The organism is Arthrobacter sp. YAF16 (assembly GCF_052113385.1).
Lineage (GTDB): Bacteria > Actinomycetota > Actinomycetes > Actinomycetales > Micrococcaceae > Arthrobacter.
Genome location: NZ_JBFRDC010000001.1, coordinates 901,987 through 921,335 on the forward strand (window position 1 = coordinate 901,987; position 19,349 = coordinate 921,335).

A 19,349-nucleotide genomic window follows, 5' to 3' on the forward strand; every position below is an offset into this window, starting at 1 on the left:
TCGTGGCTCCGGCAAAAGCCTCGGTAGTCTAGAGCAGCAGACAATGCACAACGTTGCGCTGCCCACATTCGAACCAGGAGATTTTGTGACCGCTGACCTCGTCATCGTAGGGTCGGGCTTTTTCGGCCTGACAATCGCAGAACAGGCCGCCACTGAGCTGGGCTTGAAGGTCGTCGTTATCGACCGCCGCCACCACATCGGCGGCAATGCCTACAGCGAAAAGGAGGAGCAGACCGGGATCGAAGTCCACCGGTACGGCGCCCACCTCTTCCACACCTCCAACGAACGCGTCTGGGAGTACGTCAACCGCTTCACGACGTTCACCAACTACGTGCACAAGGTCTACGGCGTCCACAAGGGCGAGGTCTACTCCCTGCCCATCAACCTGGCCACCATCAACCAGTTCTTCCGTGCGAACCTGACCCCGGGCCAGGCCCAGGACCTGATCAAGGAACAGGCCGGAGAGCTCGCGGGCACCGACCCGCAGAACCTGAACGACAAGGGCATCCAGCTGATCGGCCGGCCGCTCTACGAAGCGTTCATCAAGCACTACACCGGCAAGCAGTGGCAGACGGATCCCAAGGACCTGCCCGCGGGCATCATTTCCCGGCTCCCGGTGCGTTACAACTACGACAACCGCTACTTCAACGATAAGTACGAGGGCCTGCCGACGAACGGCTACACCGCGTGGATCGAGAAGATGGCAGAGCACCCGAACATCGAGGTCCGGCTCAACACCGACTTCTTCGATGAGTCGCACGAGTACAGCAAGGACAAGGTCGTCGGCAACATCCCGGTCGTCTACACCGGACCGGTGGACCGCTACTTCGACTACGCCGAGGGCGACCTCTCCTGGCGCACCATCGACTTCGAAGAGGAAGTGCTCGACGTCGGGGATTTCCAGGGCACCTCCGTGGTGAACTACAACGACGACGACGTCGCCTACACCCGCATCATCGAGCCGCGCCACTTCCACCCCGAGCGCGAGTACCAGACGGAAAAGACCGTCATCATGCGTGAGTTCTCCCGCGCGGCCGAGAAGGGCGACGAGCCCTACTACCCGATCAACACCGCCGCCGACCGCGAACGGCTGCTCAAGTACCGCGACCTCGCGGCCGCCGAGCGGGACGTGCTCTTCGGCGGGCGCCTGGGCACCTACAAGTACCTGGACATGCACATGGCCATCGGTTCCGCCCTGACCATGTTCGAGAACAAAATCCGCCCGCACTTCGAGGCCGGCGCCAAGATTGAAAGCGGAGGAGTGGACGCATGAGCGTAGCCGTGGACGCATCGACACGGGCTGAAGACCAGCGCCCCTTCCGGACTGTCCACCGCGTCGTGCTGCCGGTCGACGGCGACACCGACGTCCTTCCGCTGTACGTCGATTTCAACCCGGTCCAGCGCGTGGTGCAGCTGTCCAAGCGCGCCCTCCGGCGGGGTCGGATCTCGGCGCCCCCGACGGTTCCGGCTACCTCGCCCCAGCACTCCGGCTTCATCACCGGCCGCAACAGCATGACGCTGCCGGAGTTCCGGAGGGTTTCGCTGGGAACCTATTTCAACGCGTTCCCCGCCAGCTACTGGCGGAACCACACCGCTGTGGAGACGGTACGGCTGACGGTCGACGTCGACGCCGAGGCAACGGTCATCGTCTACCGTTCCAGCCCCCGTGGCACGGCGAACCGGGTGGACAGCACCCACGCCTCGCAAGGCGGAGAAGTCACCTTTGACCTGCCGTTGAAGTCGTTCGTCGACGGCGGCTGGTACTGGTTCGACCTCGTGGCCCACGGCACCCCGGTAACCCTCAGGAGTGCCGGGTGGTCCGTCCGCGAACCCGAAGGGTTCGTGCCCGGCACCCTCTCCATCGCCGTGACCACCTTCAACCGGCCCGACTACGCGCTGCGCCACATCGGCACGCTGGCCGGGGACGCCGACGTCGTCAAGATCCTGGACCGCTTCATCCTGGTGGACCAGGGGACCGACAAGGTCCGCGCCCAGCCGCAGTTCGAGGAGCAGGCGGCGATTCTCGGGGACCGGCTCAAGATCATCGAGCAGGGCAATATCGGCGGCTCCGGTGGCTTCTCGCGCGGCATGGACGAGACGCTGAAGGATGGGCGCAGCAAGTACGTCATGCTGCTCGATGACGATGTCAGCATCGAAACCGAAGGCATCCTGCGCGCGGTTAGCTTCGCGGACTTCACGCGGACGCCCACCATCGTGGGCGGGCACATGTTCAACCTGTACGAGCGCTCGGTCCTGCACACCTACGGCGAGCAGGTCGACGACGCCCGCTACTTCTGGCGACCCGCCGTGAACACCAAAGAGGCCCACGACTTCGGCGCCAGCAACCTGCGTACCACGCCCTGGATGCACCGCCGGATCGACGTCGACTACAACGGCTGGTGGATGTGCATGATCCCCACCTCGATCGTCCGCGAGGTCGGCTACGCCCTCCCCGTCTTCATCAAGTGGGACGACGCCGAATACGGCATCCGCGCCAAGGAACACGGCATCACCACGGTGACCCTGCCCGGCGCCGCCGTCTGGCACATGCCCTGGAGCGAAAAAGACGACACCATCGACTGGCAGGCCTACTACCACCAGCGCAACCGTTGGGTGGCGGCGCTGAGCCACTCACCGCGTAAAAAGGGCGGCCGGATGCCGTTCGAAAGCATCGCGGTGGATGTCCGGCACCTGATCTCGATGCAGTATTCCGCCGTTGAAGTCCGGCTCAAGGCGCTCGAGGACGTGCTCAGCGGACCCGAGCACCTTCACGCGACTATCGCGGATAGGCTGGATTGGGTGCGGAAAACCCGCGCCGACTTCACCGACGCGCGGATCACTCCGGACCTGCACTCGTTCCCGCGTGTCCTCCGCTCCGGTGAAGTGGATGCGGAACACGAACCGAACTACGTGGCGGAATCGCTGGTTCGCGCGGTCACCGGGCTGCTGCGCCAGCTGCGTCCCGTCCGCGAGGACGCAATGACGAATCCCGAAGTGGCCGTCCCGGCTGTGGAGGCGCGCTGGTGGCGGCTCGCGGCACTCGACTCTGCCCTCGTGTCCTCCTCGGACGGCAGCGGCGCGTCCTGGTACAAGCGTGACCGGAAGCAGTTCGGAAGCATGCTCCTGCGGACGGTCAGGCTGCACATGAAGCTGATGGCCGAATGGGACAACAACGCCCGCCGGTACAAGGACGCGCTGCCCGGGTTCACCGGCCAGGCGGCCTGGCGGGAAACCTTCGAGGCTGTCGCGGTCAAGGAACAGGAGAGGGGAGAGGCGAAGATATGACCGCCACTCCATCCGGTGGCGGAACAGTGGTTTCCCCGCTGACCACCCCCGGCGAAGGGGGAGGGCTGCGGGACGTGTTCCGCCAGTGGTTCCTGCTCAAGCTCCTGGTGCGCAAGGAAATCAAGGTCCGCTACCGCGGCTCGGTCCTCGGGCTGCTGTGGTCCTATGTGAAGCCGCTGATGCAGTTCCTGGTCTACTTTGTGGCGCTTGGCATCTTCCTGAACCTCCAAGGCAGCACCCCGAACTACGCGATCTACCTTTTCTCCGGAATCATCCTGGTGAACTTCTTCGTTGAGGTCCTTGGCAACTCGACCCGTTCGATCGTTGACAACCGGGACCTGATCCGGAAGATCTACCTGCCGCGTGAATTGTTTCCGGTCTCGACGCTGCTGGTATCCGCCATCCACTTCCTGCCCCAGACGCTGGTGCTCATCGGTGCCTGCCTGATGGCGGGCTGGGCCCCGAGCATCCTGCAGCTCGCCGCCGTGGTCCTCGCCTTCATCATCGTCGGCGTGCTGGCCACCGGGTTGGGACTCCTCTTCGGAGCCGCCAACGTGTACTTCCGGGACTCGGAAAACATCGTCGACATGATCCTCATGATCGTGACCTGGGCCTCGCCGGTCCTGTACGTCTGGACCATGGTGGAGCGGGCCCTCGGCCCGTACTTCTTCCTGTACCAGCTGAACCCGATGACCGTCGCGGTGGAGATCTTCCACTGGGGCTTCTGGTACCCGACCCTGAACGCCGACCAGGTCGCGGCCGCCCCGGTCATGCACGGGCTCGCTTCGGTCTGGGCGCCGGTGGCGCTCGGCGTCTCGCTGGTGATCCTGTTCATCGGCCAGCTGGTCTTCCGCAAGCTTTCCGTCCGTTTTGCCCAGGAGCTGTGAAAGTCATGCAGGAAAAAATGCTGGCGATTACGTGCACGGACGTGCGCAAGAAGTTCGTGCTGCGGCACACCAGGTCCCTGAAGGAAGCGCTGGTCTGGTTTGTCCGCGGGCGCAAGGGCGACATGTACAAGGTTTTCGACGCGCTGCGGGACGTCTCCCTGGACGTCCACCAGGGGGAGACCGTGGCGCTGCTCGGCCTCAACGGCTCGGGCAAATCGACGCTCCTCAAGCTCATCTCCGGCGTGCTGCAGCCCGATGCCGGTACCGTCCGGACGCGGGGGAGGGTGGCCGGTTTGATCGAGGTCGGAGCGGGCTTCCACCACGACCTCAGCGGACGGGACAACGTGTACCTGAACGGTGCCATCCTGGGCATGACGGAAAAGCAGATCAACGAGATGTTCGACTCGATCGTTGAATTCGCCGAAATCGGGGAGTTCATCGACACCGAGGTGAAGTTCTACTCCTCGGGAATGTATCTGCGTCTCGCCTTCTCGATTGCCGTGCACACGGACCCGGAGATCTTCCTGATCGATGAAATCCTTGCGGTCGGCGACGAACCGTTCCAGCGCAAGTGCATCGCGAAAATCAAGGAGTTGGCGGAGGCAGGGAAGACACTCTTTGTCGTCAGCCATGACCTCGACCTTGTCTCCACCGTCTGCGAACGGGGGGTCCTCCTCGAGCACGGCAACGTCGTCCTGGACGGACCGGTCGCTGAAGTCGTGACGGAACTGCGACGCCGGTCGGCCGCGGCGTCCTAGTCCGCCGTCCGCCGCCCCATCTCTTGAGGAGTTGCCACAGATGTCCTGGTTTGCGAGCCTGCCCGCGGTACTGACGGCCGTCCTGGTGCTGGTCGTGCCCGGACTGGTCCTCGGGCGTGCCCTCGGCTTCCGGGCATTTGCCGTTGCCGCGCTGTCACCGGTGCTCTCAATCGCACTGGTGTCCGTTGCGGGCCTGCTGGCCCCGTTCCTGAAAGTCCCGTGGTCGCTTCTGCCGGTCGCCGGCCTGACCGCCGTCGCTGTCCTCGCGGCCGTGGGTCTCCGGCACGTGCTGCCGGAAAGATGGCGCGGGCTTCAAACGGAGCGGCGGATCGATCCGCGGTTCTGGTGGGCCCTTGGCGGTGCCGGCCTCGGCGGCATCATCATTTGTGCGCGGATGGTGGAGGTCATCGGGTCCCCGGAGCACATTTCCCAGACCTTCGACAACATCTTCCACCTGAATGCCATCCGCTTTATTGAGGACACCGGCCAGGCGTCGTCGCTGACCCTCGGCGCCATGACCGGCGGCTCGTTCTATCCGGCGGGCTGGCATGCGTTCATCTCGCTGATCGCCGAGACCTCCATGGCTTCTGTCCCCGTCGCGGTCAACGCCGGCAACATCGCCATCGCGTCCATCGCATGGCCCCTAGGCTGCGTCTACCTCTGCCAGCAGGCCCTGGGCCAGCGCAGGGACGCCGCCTTCATCGCGGGCATCCTGTCCGCCGGGTTCGGAGCGTTTCCCCTGCTCATGATCCACTTCGGTGTCCTCTATCCGAACCTGCTGTCGCTGTCCCTGCTGCCGGCCCTGCTCGCGCTGGGCGTGCAGGCCCTGGGGCTTTCAGCAGTTCCGGAGCTTCGGGGACCGCTGCCACTGGTCGTGCTGGGGCTCGCCTCGGCCGGCGTTGCCCAGGCGCACCCCAGCACCTTCCTGGCCTTCCTGGCGTTCCTGGCTCCCGCCGTGCTGTACGTCTACGTGGTTTCGATCCTGAAATGGCGCCGGGACTGGGCGGCGAACAAGCGCCGGGGCGTGGCCTGGAGCGCCGCCCTCCTGGTCGGCGCCGCGGCGGCGCTGGGCCTCTGGGTTTTCGCCAGGCCATCCTTCGCGGCAGCCTTCTGGCCGCCGGTTCAGTCCATCCCGCGGGCGCTGCTGCAAGTGGCGGGCAATGCGCCCCTGGGCACCTCGCCCGCCGTCGCAATCTCGCTGCTCACGGTGGTCGGCGTCGTCCTGGCCGTCCGCAAGCGGCGCAACTGGTGGCTGATCGGCGTCCTGCTTATCGCGGCGCTGCTCTTTGTGGCCGTCTCCAGCTTCCCCGCCGGCCGGCTGCGCTACCTGCTCTCCGGCACCTGGTACAGCGACAGCTACCGGCTGGCCGCCCTGCTGCCGGTGGCGGTGATAGTGCCGGCCGCCGTCGGGGCAACCGCCGCCTGGACATGGCTCCGGTCCCGACTCGCCGCGGCCGGCGCGGGTGCAGCCGGCGTCGGCGACGCCGGTCCGTCGCGGAGTCCGCTGCTGTCCCGCAAGCCAGTGAAGGCGACGGTGTCGGCAGCCGGCGCCGTGGTGCTGGTGGTCCTCACCCAGTTGGGCAGCGTTCCGGACATGGTCTCACTGGCCCGCGGCAGCTATGCGCTGACGGCGGAGTCGCCGCTGCTCACCTCGGATGAAGCCGCCGTCCTGGCCGATCTGGACCAGTACGTTCCGGCGGATGAGGTCATCGCCTCGAACCCGGGAAACGGCAGCGCCCTGGCCTACGCCCTGGCCGGCCGGCGCACCATGCAACTTCACATCCTGACCAGCCACGAGAACCCGGATGACAAGACCATCCTGGCCCGGCTGCGGAACGCCAAGACGGACCCTGACGTCTGCCCCGCGGTGTCGCGGCTCGGCATCGGTTACGTCCTGGACTTCGGCACCCAGGAAATCAATAACGAGCACCACCCCGCGCCCGGCCTGGCCGACCTTGAGAAGGCCGGCGTGGCCAAGGTGGTCGACCAGCACGGCGAGGCCAAACTCCTGAAACTGACCGCATGCAGGTAAACGGGCCGCCCTTTTTGCACGCGATACACTCGGACCTGTCCAGCGGGCCCGCACCATTGTCCACCACCGAAATACTGAGGATTCAAACATGGCCATGACGCCGCCGAATGGACCAACGACCGGCAAGGTGGTCGGCCGGCGCGGATTCCTCGCCGCAATTGTTGCCTTGCCCCTGGCGCTGCCCGCCTGCAGCTCGACCAAGGGCAGTGACGCAGTCGAGGTCTCAGCCAGCGCGTTTCCGCTGAGCCTCACCCACAGCTACGGGACGACGACGGTAGCCGCGCCGCCCAAGCGCGTCGTGGCGTTGAGCAGCGCAGACGCCGACACGGCCGCCGCGCTGGGTCTGGCCCCGGTGGGGATCTCCGGCTCCGCCTCGTCGCCGTGGTTCACCGACGCGATGCGGGACATCGACGGCGCCCCTCCGTTCCTCCTCAATGACAAAGTCGCGATGCCGCTCGATGACATCCGCAATCTTGATCCGGACGTCATTTTGGCCGTCGGCGGCAGCATCACCCGCGCCGACTACGACAAGCTCTCGGAGATCGCGCCGGTAGTGCTCTCCGAGTCGGCGGATTCGGGCCGTGACTGGCGCCAGCGATCGGCACTTATCGGAAAGGTCCTGGGCCGTAGCAGCGCTGCCTCCGAGCTGCAGGCCAGGACCGAGGGGGCGGTCAGGGATTCGGTCCGTGACTACGCCGGACTCAAGGGAACCACCGTCCTGTTCGCGGCGGCGTCGTCCGCGGACGGCGCCGACATCCAGGTCTATCCTGACGATTCCGTGGTGCTGGGCGTGCTGAAGGATTTCGGTCTCGCTCCGGCCCCGGCGCTGGCCAAGGTCAAGGCAGAAGGCCGTGCCACCGGCGGGCAGAAGTCGCCGGTCGCCTACGTGTGGCCGCACGAACGCGCCGATGAACTCACCGCGGACATCCTGGTGGCCTCCATCAGCCAGGACGACATGGCCTCCCTGCGTGCGGGCGGCAAGATCCCGGCGCTGACGACGGCCAAGCAGCCCTCCCTGTTTTATGCTGCGGGGATCGAGGATCAGGCCCTGCGGTCCGGATCCGCGCTGGGCGTCGCCTGGGCCGGCCGGAACATTGTTCCGGAACTGGCGAAGGCGGCCTACTATGAACAGCAGCGCAGCGCAGGCAAGTAGTACGCAGGAAAGTAGTACGGAAAGTAGTAGTACGCAGAAAAGCGAAGAGCCAGGCCGGGACATCGTCCCCGGCCTGGCTCTTTGCTGGCAGGGCGCTACCCGCAGGCAGTCACGCGGAAAAGGCGGGCGCTGCCCACGGCCTTGACGAGCTTTACTCCCGGGGCGGTGTTGTCCGTCAGGTCGCGGACGCCCACGAGGGGCTCGGCACGCGGGGTGATCTCGGTGTTGCCGAAGTCGAGTGCCCAATAGGCCTTGAGCGACTTGATCGCCGGGCATACTGCGGCGTTGTAGGCGGCTTCGTCCCAGTGGTCAAGGAGGAGCTGTTCCTCCGGGGTACGGATGCCGAAGATATGCGGGGCCAGGGCGCGGCGGCCGGAGAAGGCATAAACCAGCGAGGCGCCGGTCCGGGGGTTGCCCACCACGACGTCGCCCTCGGGCACAATGGCCGCCACTTCGTTGAGCAGTGAGACCTCGTCGGTCGACAGCAGCGAGGCCGTCGGCGTCGTGGTGAAGATGGTGCTGATGCGGTTCTGGACCGTGGAGAGGGTTCCGCCCTGGGCGCCGAGGCCAAGGGCCAGCAGTACCACGCAGCCCATCGCGATGCCCGAGGACGCCGGCAGCCGGCCGATCATGCCCGAGGCTGCCCGGGGAAGGGCTGCCGGCCGTTCCTTCGCGGTCGCGATCAGGGCGCCGGTCAGGGCGCGGACGCGCCAGATCACCCATTCGGCGCCAAGCACGACGACGGGGAGAGTCACCACCGGGAGCAGTGCGGCAAGCCTGAAGCTGTCCGTGTACCAGACTCCGGTGAGGAAATTGCGGAAAAAGCCGTTGCTCCAGCTGGAAACCACCAGGTAAAGCACGGCGCCGGCGGCGTACATGCCGGCGACCCACCAGTAGCGTCGCAGTTGGCGTGCGATGACGTACAGCCCCACGATGGTCAGGACCAGCATGACCCAGGCAGTGGTGGTCCCCATGGGCGCGCTGCCGAGGATTTCGCCGATGGCCCGTGCGTTGGTCTGGAACGGGGTCCAGCCGGCAGAGCTGAGGCTGGGGCGGGCGACCACCCAGACAGCGGTGGTGGCGAGCAGGTAAGCGACCGTGAAGGCCAGCCAGAACCGCGGCTGCCGCCGTGAGACCAGCCCTTCCCTGGCAGCGAGCCAGGAACGGATCAGGCGGCCGATCACCACGGGGGTGGCGAAGCCGAGCAGCGCCACGAAGGTGCTGGGGTGGGAGAGGGCGAGGCCCGGAACGGTGGCGGCAAGAGCCAGGACAGGTGCCAACGGCGAGCCCGGGGGAGTGCGCGACATCCCGAGGGCCTCGATGGCCAGCCCAAGCACGGCAGGAAGCAGAGCGATGGCGGCGTGGTTCGGGTACAGGACACCGTAGCCCACCATGAGGTAGGGGAACCCGCTGAACCCGGCGGAGAGGATTCCAGCCGCCAGCAGGGGCATCGGCCGGTAGCCGACGATCCGGCTGATCAGGAACACGCAGCCCAGCGGCCAGACGATGGCTCCGGTAACGATGGTTCCGACGTTGACCACGGCCATGACCGACGGGGCACCGAGCATCAGGACCAGCGCCATGGAGTCGTGCATGGCCGCCGGGTACAGGCCCTTGGACGCGGCGGTGAGGTTGCCCAGTGTTAGCGTCGAGCCGTTCTGGGTATCGGCGATGTAGCGGACCGCGTTGAGGTGGTAGATATTGTCGAACGTCTCGGAGAAGCTGTCCGGGGATCCGAAGCCGGTGATGTAGCGAAGGCTGATGATCGCGGCAGGGATGAGGACGGCGGCGGGAATGGCCAGGCGGGCCAGCCAGATTCCGGTGTCCGCAGGGGAGAGCGGGACGTTTGCTCCCAGGAAGCCGGTGAACCGGGTCCCGGCTGCCTCGGATCCGGCTGCCGACCGGCGTCGGCGGCGGAGCAGCCTGAACACTGCCACGGCGGCCGCCGCGAGCACGCTGACGGCGAAGTAGCTCACCGGGTTAAAAGGGAGCTTCAGGTACGGCAGCATGATGGCCGTCATGCCGGAAACGGACGCCGATACGGGGGCGGCCAGGGCCACCAGGTTCAACCGGCGAAGACCGGCAGCTGCCAGGATCATCAAACCGGGAAGGAAGTAAACCAGCGCAGTCGCTGCCAGCGTAGGAAGCGTTTCCCACCAAGTCATTGATCCAGTCTCCTAAGTTTCAGAGCCAACCCTACAAGTATGCGGACGGCCTCACGAATCCGGCGGCGGGCGCCGGAGCCGCGCTGGGCGGCAGCGCATAGCGGGGCAAGGGGCGGCAGTGGCACGTTGCTATACTTTCAAACCATGGGTAACTCACAGCGTTCCGGCGTTTTAATAGTCATGCCGGCTTGGAACGAGGCCGAGGCCATCGGCAACACCATCCGGAAAGTCCTGGCTGTAGTCCCCCAGCATGATGTCCTCGTCGTCGACGACGGCTCGAAGGACGACACCCCGAGGATTGCCCGGGAAGCCGGTGCCACGGTCCTCCGCCTGCCTTTTAATCTGGGCGTCGGAGGGGCCATGCGGGCGGGATTCAAGTACGCCCTCCGCAACGGCTACAGCTCGGTGATCCAGGTGGACGCGGACGGCCAGCACGATCCGCACGACATCGACCGTGTCCTGGCCGGCCTGGAGTATGCCGACATCTCGATCGGTGCCCGTTTCGCCGGCAAGGGAAACTACGGAGCGAAGGGCCCCCGCCGCTGGGCCATGTTCTTCCTCGCCAAGGTCATCTCGGCGGTCGCCGGAACGCAGCTGACGGACGTCACCTCGGGGTTCCGCGCCGCGAACGAAACCGCATTGCGGCAGTACATTTCACATTTCCCGGCCGAATACCTGGGGGACACCATCGATTCGCTGGTCGTGGCCGTCAAGTCCGGCTGCCGCGTGACCCAGGTGCCCGTCGAAATGAAAGAACGGCAGGCCGGAACCCCCAGCCAGGGGCCCATCAAAGCATCCATCTATCTCGCGCGCTCGGGCCTGGTCCTGTGTTTCGCGCTGGCCCGACGCCGGACTCCGCGCGCGGCCGAACTACATGCGCCGCTGTCCGGCGACATTGCCGGAGAGGGAAGTGCCTAAGGCATGAACGTTGCAGGTTCCTTGATTTTGTCCATCGTGATGGTGGCAGTAGTCCTCATAATGCTTCGCAACGGCCGGTTGCGGGAGAAGTACGCCATCCTGTGGCTGGTCATCGGCACGCTGACCATCATTCTGGGTATCTTCCCCAGACTCCTGAACTGGGCGGCCGCGCTGGTGGGCGTCGTCGTTCCGTCCAATCTGCTGTTCGCGCTGGCGATTCTGCTGCTCGTGGGCGTCAGCCTGCACGTCTCCCGCGAACTCACCATCCTTGAGGATGAGACCCGCATTCTTGCGGAAGAAGTTGCCATCCTGCGATCCTCCGTGGAACGACTCCAACGGGAATCCAAACCAATCCAGCCGACGGCAGGCGGGGCCGAGACGGCTTCCGCCGTGCCGCCAACCGAGAGAAGAAAATAGTGACAATTGACGTAATGTTCCCGTACTACGGGGACGTAGCCATGATGAAGGCTGCTGTTTCCTCCGTACTCGCACAGGACGACAAGGATTTCCGCTTCACGATTGTGGACGATGGCTATCCGGACGACACCCTGCCGGAATACTTCGCCGGCCTCGTGGCCGCGGACGACCGGGTCCGGTACTACCGGAACGAGGTCAACCTCGGCGCCAACGGCAACTACAAGAAGTGCGTGGGCCTGGTTGAGCACGACATCGTCGTCATCATGGGCGCCGATGACCTGATGCTGCCGAACTACCTCAGCACGGTCCGCAAGGCCTTCCAGGACCCGGAAGTCAGCATTGTCCAGCCCGGCGTCGAGGTGATCGACGAGAACGGCTCCGTCTACCAGCCGCTGGGTGACTCCGTCAAGCAGTTCCTCCGCCACAAGCTGGTCGGCAAGGCGTCGGAAGCGATCGTCGCCGGCGAAGCCATCGCGGAAAGCCTCATGGTGGGCGACTGGCTGTACTTCCCGTCGGTTGCCTGGCGCGCCGACGCCATCAAGAAGCATGACTTCCGTCCCCAGTACGACGTCGTCCAGGACCTTGCGCTGGCCATCGACATCACCCTCAGCGGCGGCAAGATGGCCGTCGTGGACACGGTGTGCTTCCAGTACCGCCGCCACCGGGAGTCCGACTCCTCGGTCCGGGCGCTGGACGGCCGCCGCTTCGCCGAGGAGCGCGCGTTCTTCGACGAGTGCGTCCGTGACTTCACCGCCAAGGGCTGGTCCTCGGCCGCCCGCGCCGCGCGCTGGCACCTCACGTCCCGGCTAAACGCCGTGTCCCTGACGCCGAAGGTGGTCTCGAAGGGAATGTGGCCGGGCCTGCGCAAGCTGGTCACGCACGCCGTCAGGCCCTGACCATCCGAGCCCGCCGCCGGGAGCGGCGGTGGTGATCCCGATCGACAACTTAAGGTGCCGCTCAGTCCCATGGACATCCAGAACCACTACTACGGCCACTCGGCCGTCTTTGCCCTTTACTGCGGATCGCGCAGGCTCCGCCACGTGTCCGGCCTCATCCAGCACGGATGGACCGTCAGCAGCCCGATAACGGCCCAGTTCGGCGACTTCGCCAGCTGGGGCCCGGCCCGGCGCCGGCTTTCCTGGACCAGCTCTTCACGCGGCTGGAGCCCGGACGACGCCGGCAACTTCTTCAGCGACGGCACGCCCATGCTGGACGCCATCGGCGCCCCGTACCTCTACCTGCTTGACGCCGCCCGCGCCAACGGCGCCGTCCCGGAACGCACCGACCGAACCCTCGTACTTCCGCTGCACGGGACGGCCCTGCTCAAGGTGGACGGTGACCACGGCGCCTACGCGCAGCTGGTCCGCGAAAAGGAGGGCCCGGCGACGGTATGCCTCCACATTGATGATCTCCACAACGACGAGATCCTTGATGCCTGGCGCTCTGCCGGCCATGACGTGGTTAGTGCCGGGGACCGCCGCGACCCGCAGTTCATCGGACGGATCCTCTGGATGATGTCCGTCGCGAAGCGTGTGGTGTCCAACCGGCTGTCGACCTCCATCATGTACGCAGCGGTCAGCGGGGCCGACGTCGCCATCTACGGTCCGGACTTCCGGCTGGGCGCCAACGCCGCCGCGGATCCGGGCCTGGTCATGCGGGATCTGTGGCCGGAGTTCTACGACGAGTCCACGCCCCAGCACGTGCTGACGTCGATCGCCGAAGCAGAGCTGGGCCGCGGGGACATGCGCACGCCGCATGAATTGTCCCGGCTGCTCGGCTGGGACGCACACACAGTGGTTCCCTTCCTGGAGTACTGGGCCAGCGGCCCCCTGACCAAAGCGCAGACCGTGCTCGGCCTCAAGAAGGTCCCCGAAGGCGCGCACGCAACCGAGAAGGGGCTCTCCCCCTGGCACTGGATCCGCCACCCGCTGCAGCACCTGCCCTCGCCGTTGCCGAAGCTGCCGGCGATGGCGGCCGTGGAGCCGTTGAGGCCCTAAGGCCCGGGGCGGCGGGGTGCCTGGGCTACCAGGCGCTCCAGCCGCCGTCGACGGCGATGGTCTGACCGGTCACGTAACGCGAAGCGTCCGAGGCCAGCCACGCCACGACGCCGCGGAAATCGTCTTCGGTGGCCATCCGGCCCAGCGGGGTCAGCTTTTCATACCGTTCCGTGAAGGCGCTGTCCTGTCCGCGGGCGATGCCGCCGGGGGCGAAGGCGTTGACCCGGATTCGGGGTGCGAGCACGGTGGAGAGATAGCGCGTCAGCTGCACGATGCCGCCCTTGGTGGCGCCATACGCGGCCGGGTTACCCATCCGGGTTCCCTCGTAGAGTCCCATGTTCGGCGCGACGATGCCGTAGATGGATGAGACATTGATGATCGATGCCCCCGCGCTTTCAGCGAGCTTGGGCGCCAGCTGCCGGGCCAGCGAAAACGGTGCCCGCAGGTTCAGGGAGGACGCCAGCTCGAACGCCTCATCCGTCTGTTCCTCGAACGGCACGGCGTAGCCCGGGACCCCGGAGGTCCCGGTGAAGGCGGCGTTGTTCACCAGGATGTCCAGGGGACCGTCAATCGCCTCGACTAGTTTCCGGGTGCCGTCGGGTTCGAGCAGGTTGGAACTGATGCCGCGGGCGGCCACACCGTGGCGGTCGTGCAGGCCCGCGGCGACCTCCTGGCACGCCTGCTCGTGGATATCGGAGATGATGACGTCCGCGCCCTGCGCCGCCAGCGCGTCCGCGAGGACGCTCCCCAGCGGGCCGGCCCCACCGGTGACCAGCGCGGTCCGGCCGGTCAGGGAAAAGAGGCTCTGCGCGCTGCTCATGCTGAGTGGTCCTTGTCCAGGGTCTGGCGGGAGTTCTTACCCGCGTCGTCGAAGCCGGGGAGAGGGGCCAGACCGGCGGAGACGACGGCTTCAACCAGCAGGAATTCGTTCTCGTCATCGATGCTGAAGGCATGGGTCTCGGGAATCTCGGCGTAGCCGTGGCGGCCTTCGTCGAACCAGCTCTTCTCCAGCCGCCGGATGAATTCGGCCCGCCAGACGTAGAAACTGCCGTTGATGCGCAGGAACCGGGACACGTCCTGGCGCCGCACCACACCTGTGCCCTCGGCGAAGTAGCGCTCGAGTTCGATGCCGCCTTCGGTCTGCGGCTTGACGCCCACCCAGGTCGGGTTGAAGAACGGCTCGGAGACCGCGACGACGCCGTCCAGTTCGGGGCTGCCGCCGAGCGTCGCGATGGCTTCGTTTACGCTTTCGGGTGTGCGGGTGGGGCTGGTGGGATCCAGCAGCAGGACCATGTCGTAGGTCGTGCCGTCCAGTGACTCCATCGCCTCCAGGGCGTGCCGGAGGACAACGCTCATCGGGGCGGAGTCGCTGGCGAGGTCCGCTGGGCGCATGAAGGGGACTTCCGCGCCGGCAGCGCGGGCGGCTTCGGCGATCTCGGGGTCGTCGGTGGAGACGATGCAACGGACGTTGTCTCCCAGCAGCGCGGCGAGGGCCACGCTGTGGGCCAGCAGGGGTTTGCCCATCAGCGGCCGGATGTTCTTACCGGGCAATCCCTTGGAGCCTCCCCGGGCGGGGATGACTGCAAGAACGCGGGGCGCGGACGGTTTTTCGTTCATTGTTATTTCTCAACCTCGTCGTGTGATCGCAATGGTGCGTGGCCGGATTGCGGTATCACCACAGTACCTTTTCAGTTCCGCCGGTCGCCGAGGCCAGCCTGGCCGCGTCGCAGATTGCGACCGCCAGCAGCCCCTCGGCCAGGCCGGCCGGGGAGAACGCCTCCATGGAGCGGCCGGTGACGGTCCCTGCCCGCTCGAGCACCGCAAGGGACTGGCGCGCCAGCACGACGTCGACGTCGGCGTCCGCCGGGAACGCCGCACGGACCGAACCGGCGGGTTCCGCCGCGGAAGCGGGCCAGTCCAGCGTCACTTCGTTCCTTACTGCGTCCCAGCCGATTGCCCCCTGCTCGGTCGCAATCCGGATGCTGCGCGTTTTAACCGGCGTGACGTAGTCCAGGCGCAGGTGCACGCAGGGACCATCGCCCCACAGCACATCGGCGGACTCTTCGGCCTCGATGCCGAGGATCCCGTGCCCGAGGGTGGCCTTAAGGGAAACTGGGGCGCCCAGCAGCATCGCCGGGTAGTCGATGTCGTGGACCAGGTCCCGGAGGACACCGCCGTCGTCCTTGCGGGCCGAGTAGCTGCTGCGGAAGTCGCGGCCCGGCCGCCACGAGGGCAGCCAGGACTGGGACACCACCTGGGCGCTGGTCACGCGGCCAAGCAGGGGCAGAATATCCGCCGTCAGTGCCAGCCCCTGATGGAAGCGCAACGGTGCGCTGACCGTGATGGTGTTGGCCCGCGGATGCTCCAACAGCACGCGCGCTTCTTCCGCGGACGGTGCGACCGGCTTCTCCAGCAGGATCGAAGCGGGGGGGTGTTCCAGCGCCTCGAGGGCGTCGGCGACGTGCCGGTTGGTGTCGGTGGCGATGATGACCAGGTCGAGGGGTTCGTCCGGGTAGCCCTGGACCAGCTGGACCGAGGCGGGGTAGTCGGCGGCGCGTGCGGACGGGTCCGACGACGGCGGCCTAACCGGCCACGCAAAGAGTTGTTCGACCCCCAGGCTGTGCAACACACGCAGGTGCCGAGCCCCGATGGAGCCCGTACCGCGGACAAGGGCACGCAGCGGGCGGCCCGCTTGGGCCCGGGCGGCAGGCGTGGCGACGCTCGCCATCACCTTAGAATCGTCCAAGTATGATGAAAAGGTCATCTGGCAACTCTATTCTCAAAGGCGCTGCGACTATAAATGGATGGGCAATCCCCGAAGGAAACGGCATGGCTCATCATCGGCGCCTCCGGCCATAGCCGCAGCCTGGCCGCCATCATCCGCGGCCGCGGCGAACGGATCGCCGCCCTCAGCGACCGTGCCTTCGGCACCGCGGGTGCGCGCCCGGATGGCCCTGTCCCCGACCTCGCCGCTTTCGCGGGCCGCGACGGCGAGACTCCCGCCTGCTTCGGGGACGACGGTGAGGCCTTGGACTACGCCGCCCGGCATTCCCTCGCGATCGCCGTCGGGATCGGCGACAACGCCATTCGCTCCAAGATTGCGGACGCGATCCTGGCCGAGGCCCGCTTTGCGGCCCTGGCCGCTCCGCTGGTTGCCAGCAGCGCGACCGTGGACAGCACGGCTGTCCTCGGCGCCCTCAGCCAGGTCTGCGAGCACGCGCATGTGGGTCCGCAGGCCCGGATCGGCGACGCTGCGGTCATCAACACCAGCGCCGTCGTCGAACACGACGCGGTGGTTGGAGCCGGTACCCACATCGCCCCGGGGGCCGTCCTGCTGGGGGCCGCCGTGACGGGAATCCAGGTGTTTCTAGGCTCAGGTGCCCGCATCCTGCCGGGCGTTTCCGTGGGGGACTTCGCGGTGCTGGGGGCGGGTGCGGTGGCGACGCGGCCGTTGGCCGGTATGACAACATATGTGGGAGTGCCCGCACAGCGACTTGTATCTACGAAAGGTCCAGCCAATTGACTCATGACCCGATTTCCAGCTCCGTAACTTTTGGCAGCCACCGCATCGGCCCTTCCGAAGAGATCTTTATCATCGCGGAGGCCGGCGTGAACCACGATGGTGATGTGGCCGTGGCCCATGAACTCATCGACCTGGCCGCCGATACGGGTGCAAACGCGGTCAAGTTCCAGACCTTCAAGCCGGAGGCCCTGGTCACCGGATCGGCCGACACCACGCCGTACCAGAAGGCTGCAGGGTTCTCGGAGTCCCAGTCGGAGATGCTGGCCCGGCTCACGCTGCCCGAGTCCGCCTGGGCCGAGTTGCGGGACCACAGCACCGAACGCGGCATCACCTTCCTTTCCACTCCGTTCGACTACGACAGCGCCCTGATGCTGGCGGAACTGGGTGTCCCGGGGCTCAAGATCGGGTCCGGAGAGCTCACCAACACTCCGTACCTCGCCGCGATCGCCGAGTTCGGCATCCCGATGATCGTCTCGACCGGCATGGGCACCCGCGAGGAAATCGCCGCGGCGCTCGAGGCGACTGCCAAGGCTCCGGCCACCGTGCTGCTGCACTGCGTCTCTGCGTACCCCGCACCGCTGGAAGAAGCCAACCTCCGGGCCATCCCCGCGCTCCGCCAGGAATTCGGCGTCGAGGTCGGCTGGTCGGATCACACCCCGGGGTCAGTGACGGCCATCGCCGCCACCGCCCTCGGGTCCACGCTGCTCGAGAAGCACATCACCACCGACAAGACCCGCAACGGCCCGGACCACTCGGCATCCTTGGAGCGGGCGGAATTCGCAGACTACGTGCGCTTTGTCCGGGAAGCGCACCTCGCGCTCGGGGACGGGAACAAGCGGCGGATGCCCAGCGAGGAAGCCAACGCCACGCTGGTGCGCCGTTCCTTCCATGCCGTCCGCGACATCCCGGCCGGTGCCGTCATCACGGCCGACGACGTTGCCATCCTGCGCCCCGAAGGCGGGCTGTCGCCGTCCGCCCTCGTGGTGGGGCAGCAGGCCAAGCGCGCCATCGCCGCCGGTTCTCCCGTAACCGGCGGGGACATCGCCTGAGATGAAGGTTCTTGCGTTCGCCGGCACACGGGCGGATCTCTTCCCGCTGGGACCGGTGCTGGTCGCCCTGGCCGCCGATGCCGCAGTGGAGCTTCACGTCGCGACCGCCATCGGTTTCCCTGACGGCACAGCGCATGCCCGGCTCCTGGAGGCGGGGCTGTCGCCCGGCACGTTCGTCCACCACGAACTGGGCCTGTACCTGGCAGAACCGTCCGCCGAGCGGCAGTCGCTGACCGGCGCGGCCCTGTCCGCCGGGATGGCGAAGCTGCTGCCCGAGCTGAAGCCGGACGCCGTCGTCGTCCTGGGGGACCGGTGGGAACTGCTCTACGTGCTGCCGCCGGTGGTGATCAGCGGCATCCGCCTGATCCACCTGCATGGCGGCGAGGTCACCGAAGGCGCCCTCGATGAACGGGTCCGCCACGCGGTGACCAAGCTCGCGGACCAGCACTGCGTCAGTACGGCACAGGCCGCGCGCAGGGTTGCCCAGCTGGGAGAGTCCGCCGAGCGGATCCATCAGACGGGCGCCCCGGGGCTGGACCGTTTCGCCCATCCCGTGCCCTTGAGCGGTGAGGAATTCCAAGCCGAGTTCGGCGTTCCCCTGGTTCAGCCCCTGGTCATGGTGACCTACCATCCGCCGACCGCCGAGATGGCGACCAACGCCGGCGAGCTGGCCCGGCAAGTCTTCGAAGAATCCCTCGCCCAGGCCGGCACGGCCATCCTCACCTACCCCGGCTTCGACGCAGGCCGGGAGGACATCATCGCCGTCCTCGAGGAGATCCGGGAGCGGAACCTGCCAGGGGTCATCGTGCGCGAAAGCCTGGGCCCGCTCTACCCCCGGGTCATGGCCACCGTGCGTGCACTGGTGGGGAATTCCTCCTCGGGAATCCTGGAAGCAGCGTCCTTCCACGTGCCCGTGGTGAACGTCGGTGACCGGCAGCGGGGCCGCGAGTACGGCGCCAATGTGCTGCAGTGCCGGGATGAGCGGAACGAGATTCACGCTAGTATTGAAAAGGCCCTGAGCCCGCAGTTCCACCTGATGTGCCGTAGCGTGGTCAACCCGTACGGGGATTCCCACTCCGCAGAGCCAATCGAACGCGTGATCGTGGGTAGCCTTGCCACGGGCCTGACCAAGGCTTTTGTTGACTTACCGCTGGAGAGTTGAATC

Annotated in this window: 17 protein-coding genes; 13 read left to right on the top strand and 4 right to left on the bottom strand. The window is 66.6% G+C overall.

Annotation, left to right across the window (positions count from 1 at the left end; all coding sequences use genetic code 11):
- Positions 1 to 85 precede the first annotated feature (85 nt).
- The 6 genes from glf (at position 86) to AB4Y91_RS04270 (ending at position 8,115) form a co-directional block, all read left to right on the top strand.
- Complete coding sequence (gene glf, locus AB4Y91_RS04245) at positions 86 to 1,273, top strand: UDP-galactopyranose mutase (protein ID WP_441417270.1); 1,188 nt, start codon at positions 86 to 88, stop codon at positions 1,271 to 1,273.
- Positions 1,270 to 3,285, top strand: a complete 2,016-nt coding sequence (locus AB4Y91_RS04250; protein WP_441417271.1) for a glycosyltransferase — start codon at positions 1,270 to 1,272, stop codon at positions 3,283 to 3,285. The genes glf and AB4Y91_RS04250 overlap by 4 nt, the downstream gene beginning before the upstream one ends.
- Entirely contained in the window at positions 3,282 to 4,172 is an 891-nt protein-coding gene (locus AB4Y91_RS04255) for an ABC transporter permease (protein ID WP_441417272.1), read from the top strand. Before AB4Y91_RS04250 ends, AB4Y91_RS04255 begins: the two co-directional genes overlap by 4 nt.
- Positions 4,173 to 4,177: 5 nt before the next feature.
- Positions 4,178 to 4,930, top strand: a complete 753-nt coding sequence (locus AB4Y91_RS04260; RefSeq protein WP_441417852.1) for an ABC transporter ATP-binding protein — start codon at positions 4,178 to 4,180, stop codon at positions 4,928 to 4,930.
- A 40-nt stretch (positions 4,931 to 4,970) separates the two neighbouring features.
- Positions 4,971 to 6,962, top strand: a complete 1,992-nt coding sequence (locus AB4Y91_RS04265) for a DUF6541 family protein (protein ID WP_441417273.1) — start codon at positions 4,971 to 4,973, stop codon at positions 6,960 to 6,962.
- A gap of 88 nt (positions 6,963 to 7,050) precedes the next feature.
- A complete protein-coding gene (locus tag AB4Y91_RS04270) occupies positions 7,051 to 8,115 on the top strand; it encodes an ABC transporter substrate-binding protein (protein ID WP_441417274.1) in 1,065 nt (354 codons plus the stop codon).
- 95 nt (positions 8,116 to 8,210) lie between these two features.
- Here the strand turns inward: AB4Y91_RS04270 and AB4Y91_RS04275 are convergent, their stop codons facing one another.
- Positions 8,211 to 10,280: a DUF6541 family protein gene (locus AB4Y91_RS04275; protein WP_441417275.1), complete on the bottom strand. Its 2,070-nt coding sequence runs from the start codon at positions 10,278 to 10,280 to the stop codon at positions 8,211 to 8,213.
- A gap of 144 nt (positions 10,281 to 10,424) precedes the next feature.
- Between AB4Y91_RS04275 and AB4Y91_RS04280 the strand changes: the two genes are divergently transcribed.
- The 4 genes from AB4Y91_RS04280 (at position 10,425) to AB4Y91_RS04295 (ending at position 13,612) form a co-directional block, all read left to right on the top strand.
- On the top strand, positions 10,425 to 11,198 hold the full coding sequence (locus tag AB4Y91_RS04280; protein WP_441417276.1) for a glycosyltransferase family 2 protein: 774 nt from the start codon (positions 10,425 to 10,427) through the stop codon (positions 11,196 to 11,198).
- A gap of 3 nt (positions 11,199 to 11,201) precedes the next feature.
- Positions 11,202 to 11,615 (top strand): DUF2304 domain-containing protein, encoded by a 414-nt coding sequence (locus AB4Y91_RS04285; protein ID WP_441417277.1) that lies wholly within the window; start codon positions 11,202 to 11,204, stop codon positions 11,613 to 11,615.
- Positions 11,615 to 12,511 (top strand): glycosyltransferase family 2 protein, encoded by an 897-nt coding sequence (locus AB4Y91_RS04290; RefSeq protein ID WP_441417278.1) that lies wholly within the window; start codon positions 11,615 to 11,617, stop codon positions 12,509 to 12,511. The genes AB4Y91_RS04285 and AB4Y91_RS04290 overlap by 1 nt, the downstream gene beginning before the upstream one ends.
- Positions 12,512 to 12,580: 69 nt before the next feature.
- Positions 12,581 to 13,612 (top strand): hypothetical protein, encoded by a 1,032-nt coding sequence (locus tag AB4Y91_RS04295; RefSeq protein ID WP_441417279.1) that lies wholly within the window; start codon positions 12,581 to 12,583, stop codon positions 13,610 to 13,612.
- A gap of 25 nt (positions 13,613 to 13,637) precedes the next feature.
- Here AB4Y91_RS04295 and AB4Y91_RS04300 read toward each other — a convergent pair whose 3' ends face one another.
- From AB4Y91_RS04300 to AB4Y91_RS04310, 3 genes are read right to left on the bottom strand one after another with little or no spacing between them, the layout of a single operon-like run.
- Entirely contained in the window at positions 13,638 to 14,432 is a 795-nt protein-coding gene (locus AB4Y91_RS04300; protein ID WP_441417280.1) for an SDR family oxidoreductase, read from the bottom strand.
- Positions 14,429 to 15,229 carry an acylneuraminate cytidylyltransferase family protein gene (locus AB4Y91_RS04305; protein WP_441417281.1) on the bottom strand — a complete coding sequence of 267 codons (801 nt, stop codon included), beginning with the start codon at positions 15,227 to 15,229 and terminating at the stop codon, positions 14,429 to 14,431. The genes AB4Y91_RS04300 and AB4Y91_RS04305 overlap by 4 nt, the downstream gene beginning before the upstream one ends.
- 55 nt (positions 15,230 to 15,284) lie before the next feature.
- Positions 15,285 to 16,376 carry a Gfo/Idh/MocA family protein gene (locus AB4Y91_RS04310; RefSeq protein ID WP_441417282.1) on the bottom strand — a complete coding sequence of 364 codons (1,092 nt, stop codon included), beginning with the start codon at positions 16,374 to 16,376 and terminating at the stop codon, positions 15,285 to 15,287.
- Between the two features lie 36 nt (positions 16,377 to 16,412).
- On the opposite strand from AB4Y91_RS04310, the gene AB4Y91_RS04315 reads away from it, so the two are divergent.
- From AB4Y91_RS04315 to neuC, 3 genes are read left to right on the top strand one after another with little or no spacing between them, the layout of a single operon-like run.
- On the top strand, positions 16,413 to 17,135 hold the full coding sequence (locus AB4Y91_RS04315) for a PglD-related sugar-binding protein (protein WP_441417283.1): 723 nt from the start codon (positions 16,413 to 16,415) through the stop codon (positions 17,133 to 17,135).
- Positions 17,132 to 18,184, top strand: a complete 1,053-nt coding sequence (locus tag AB4Y91_RS04320; RefSeq protein ID WP_441417284.1) for an N-acetylneuraminate synthase family protein — start codon at positions 17,132 to 17,134, stop codon at positions 18,182 to 18,184. The genes AB4Y91_RS04315 and AB4Y91_RS04320 overlap by 4 nt, the downstream gene beginning before the upstream one ends.
- A gap of 1 nt (position 18,185) precedes the next feature.
- Positions 18,186 to 19,346, top strand: coding sequence for a UDP-N-acetylglucosamine 2-epimerase (gene neuC, locus AB4Y91_RS04325; protein ID WP_441417285.1), 1,161 nt, complete (start codon positions 18,186 to 18,188; stop codon positions 19,344 to 19,346).
- Positions 19,347 to 19,349: the final 3 nt, after the last annotated feature.

Bases quoted from the DNA above. Each gene is read 5' to 3' on its own strand.
- AB4Y91_RS04250 (WP_441417271.1), top strand. From the start codon at position 1,270: ATGAGCGTAGCCGTGGACGCATCGACACGGGCTGAAGACCAGCGCCCC.
- AB4Y91_RS04255 (WP_441417272.1), top strand. From the start codon at position 3,282: ATGACCGCCACTCCATCCGGTGGCGGAACAGTGGTTTCCCCGCTGACC.
- AB4Y91_RS04260 (WP_441417852.1), top strand. From the start codon at position 4,178: ATGCAGGAAAAAATGCTGGCGATTACGTGCACGGACGTGCGCAAGAAG.
- AB4Y91_RS04265 (WP_441417273.1), top strand. From the start codon at position 4,971: ATGTCCTGGTTTGCGAGCCTGCCCGCGGTACTGACGGCCGTCCTGGTG.
- AB4Y91_RS04270 (WP_441417274.1), top strand. From the start codon at position 7,051: ATGGCCATGACGCCGCCGAATGGACCAACGACCGGCAAGGTGGTCGGC.
- AB4Y91_RS04275 (WP_441417275.1), bottom strand. From the start codon at position 10,280: ATGACTTGGTGGGAAACGCTTCCTACGCTGGCAGCGACTGCGCTGGTT.
- AB4Y91_RS04280 (WP_441417276.1), top strand. From the start codon at position 10,425: ATGGGTAACTCACAGCGTTCCGGCGTTTTAATAGTCATGCCGGCTTGG.
- AB4Y91_RS04285 (WP_441417277.1), top strand. From the start codon at position 11,202: ATGAACGTTGCAGGTTCCTTGATTTTGTCCATCGTGATGGTGGCAGTA.
- AB4Y91_RS04295 (WP_441417279.1), top strand. From the start codon at position 12,581: ATGGACATCCAGAACCACTACTACGGCCACTCGGCCGTCTTTGCCCTT.
- AB4Y91_RS04300 (WP_441417280.1), bottom strand. From the start codon at position 14,432: ATGAGCAGCGCGCAGAGCCTCTTTTCCCTGACCGGCCGGACCGCGCTG.
- AB4Y91_RS04305 (WP_441417281.1), bottom strand. From the start codon at position 15,229: ATGAACGAAAAACCGTCCGCGCCCCGCGTTCTTGCAGTCATCCCCGCC.
- AB4Y91_RS04310 (WP_441417282.1), bottom strand. From the start codon at position 16,376: ATGACCTTTTCATCATACTTGGACGATTCTAAGGTGATGGCGAGCGTC.
- AB4Y91_RS04315 (WP_441417283.1), top strand. From the start codon at position 16,413: ATGGATGGGCAATCCCCGAAGGAAACGGCATGGCTCATCATCGGCGCC.
- neuC (WP_441417285.1), top strand. From the start codon at position 18,186: ATGAAGGTTCTTGCGTTCGCCGGCACACGGGCGGATCTCTTCCCGCTG.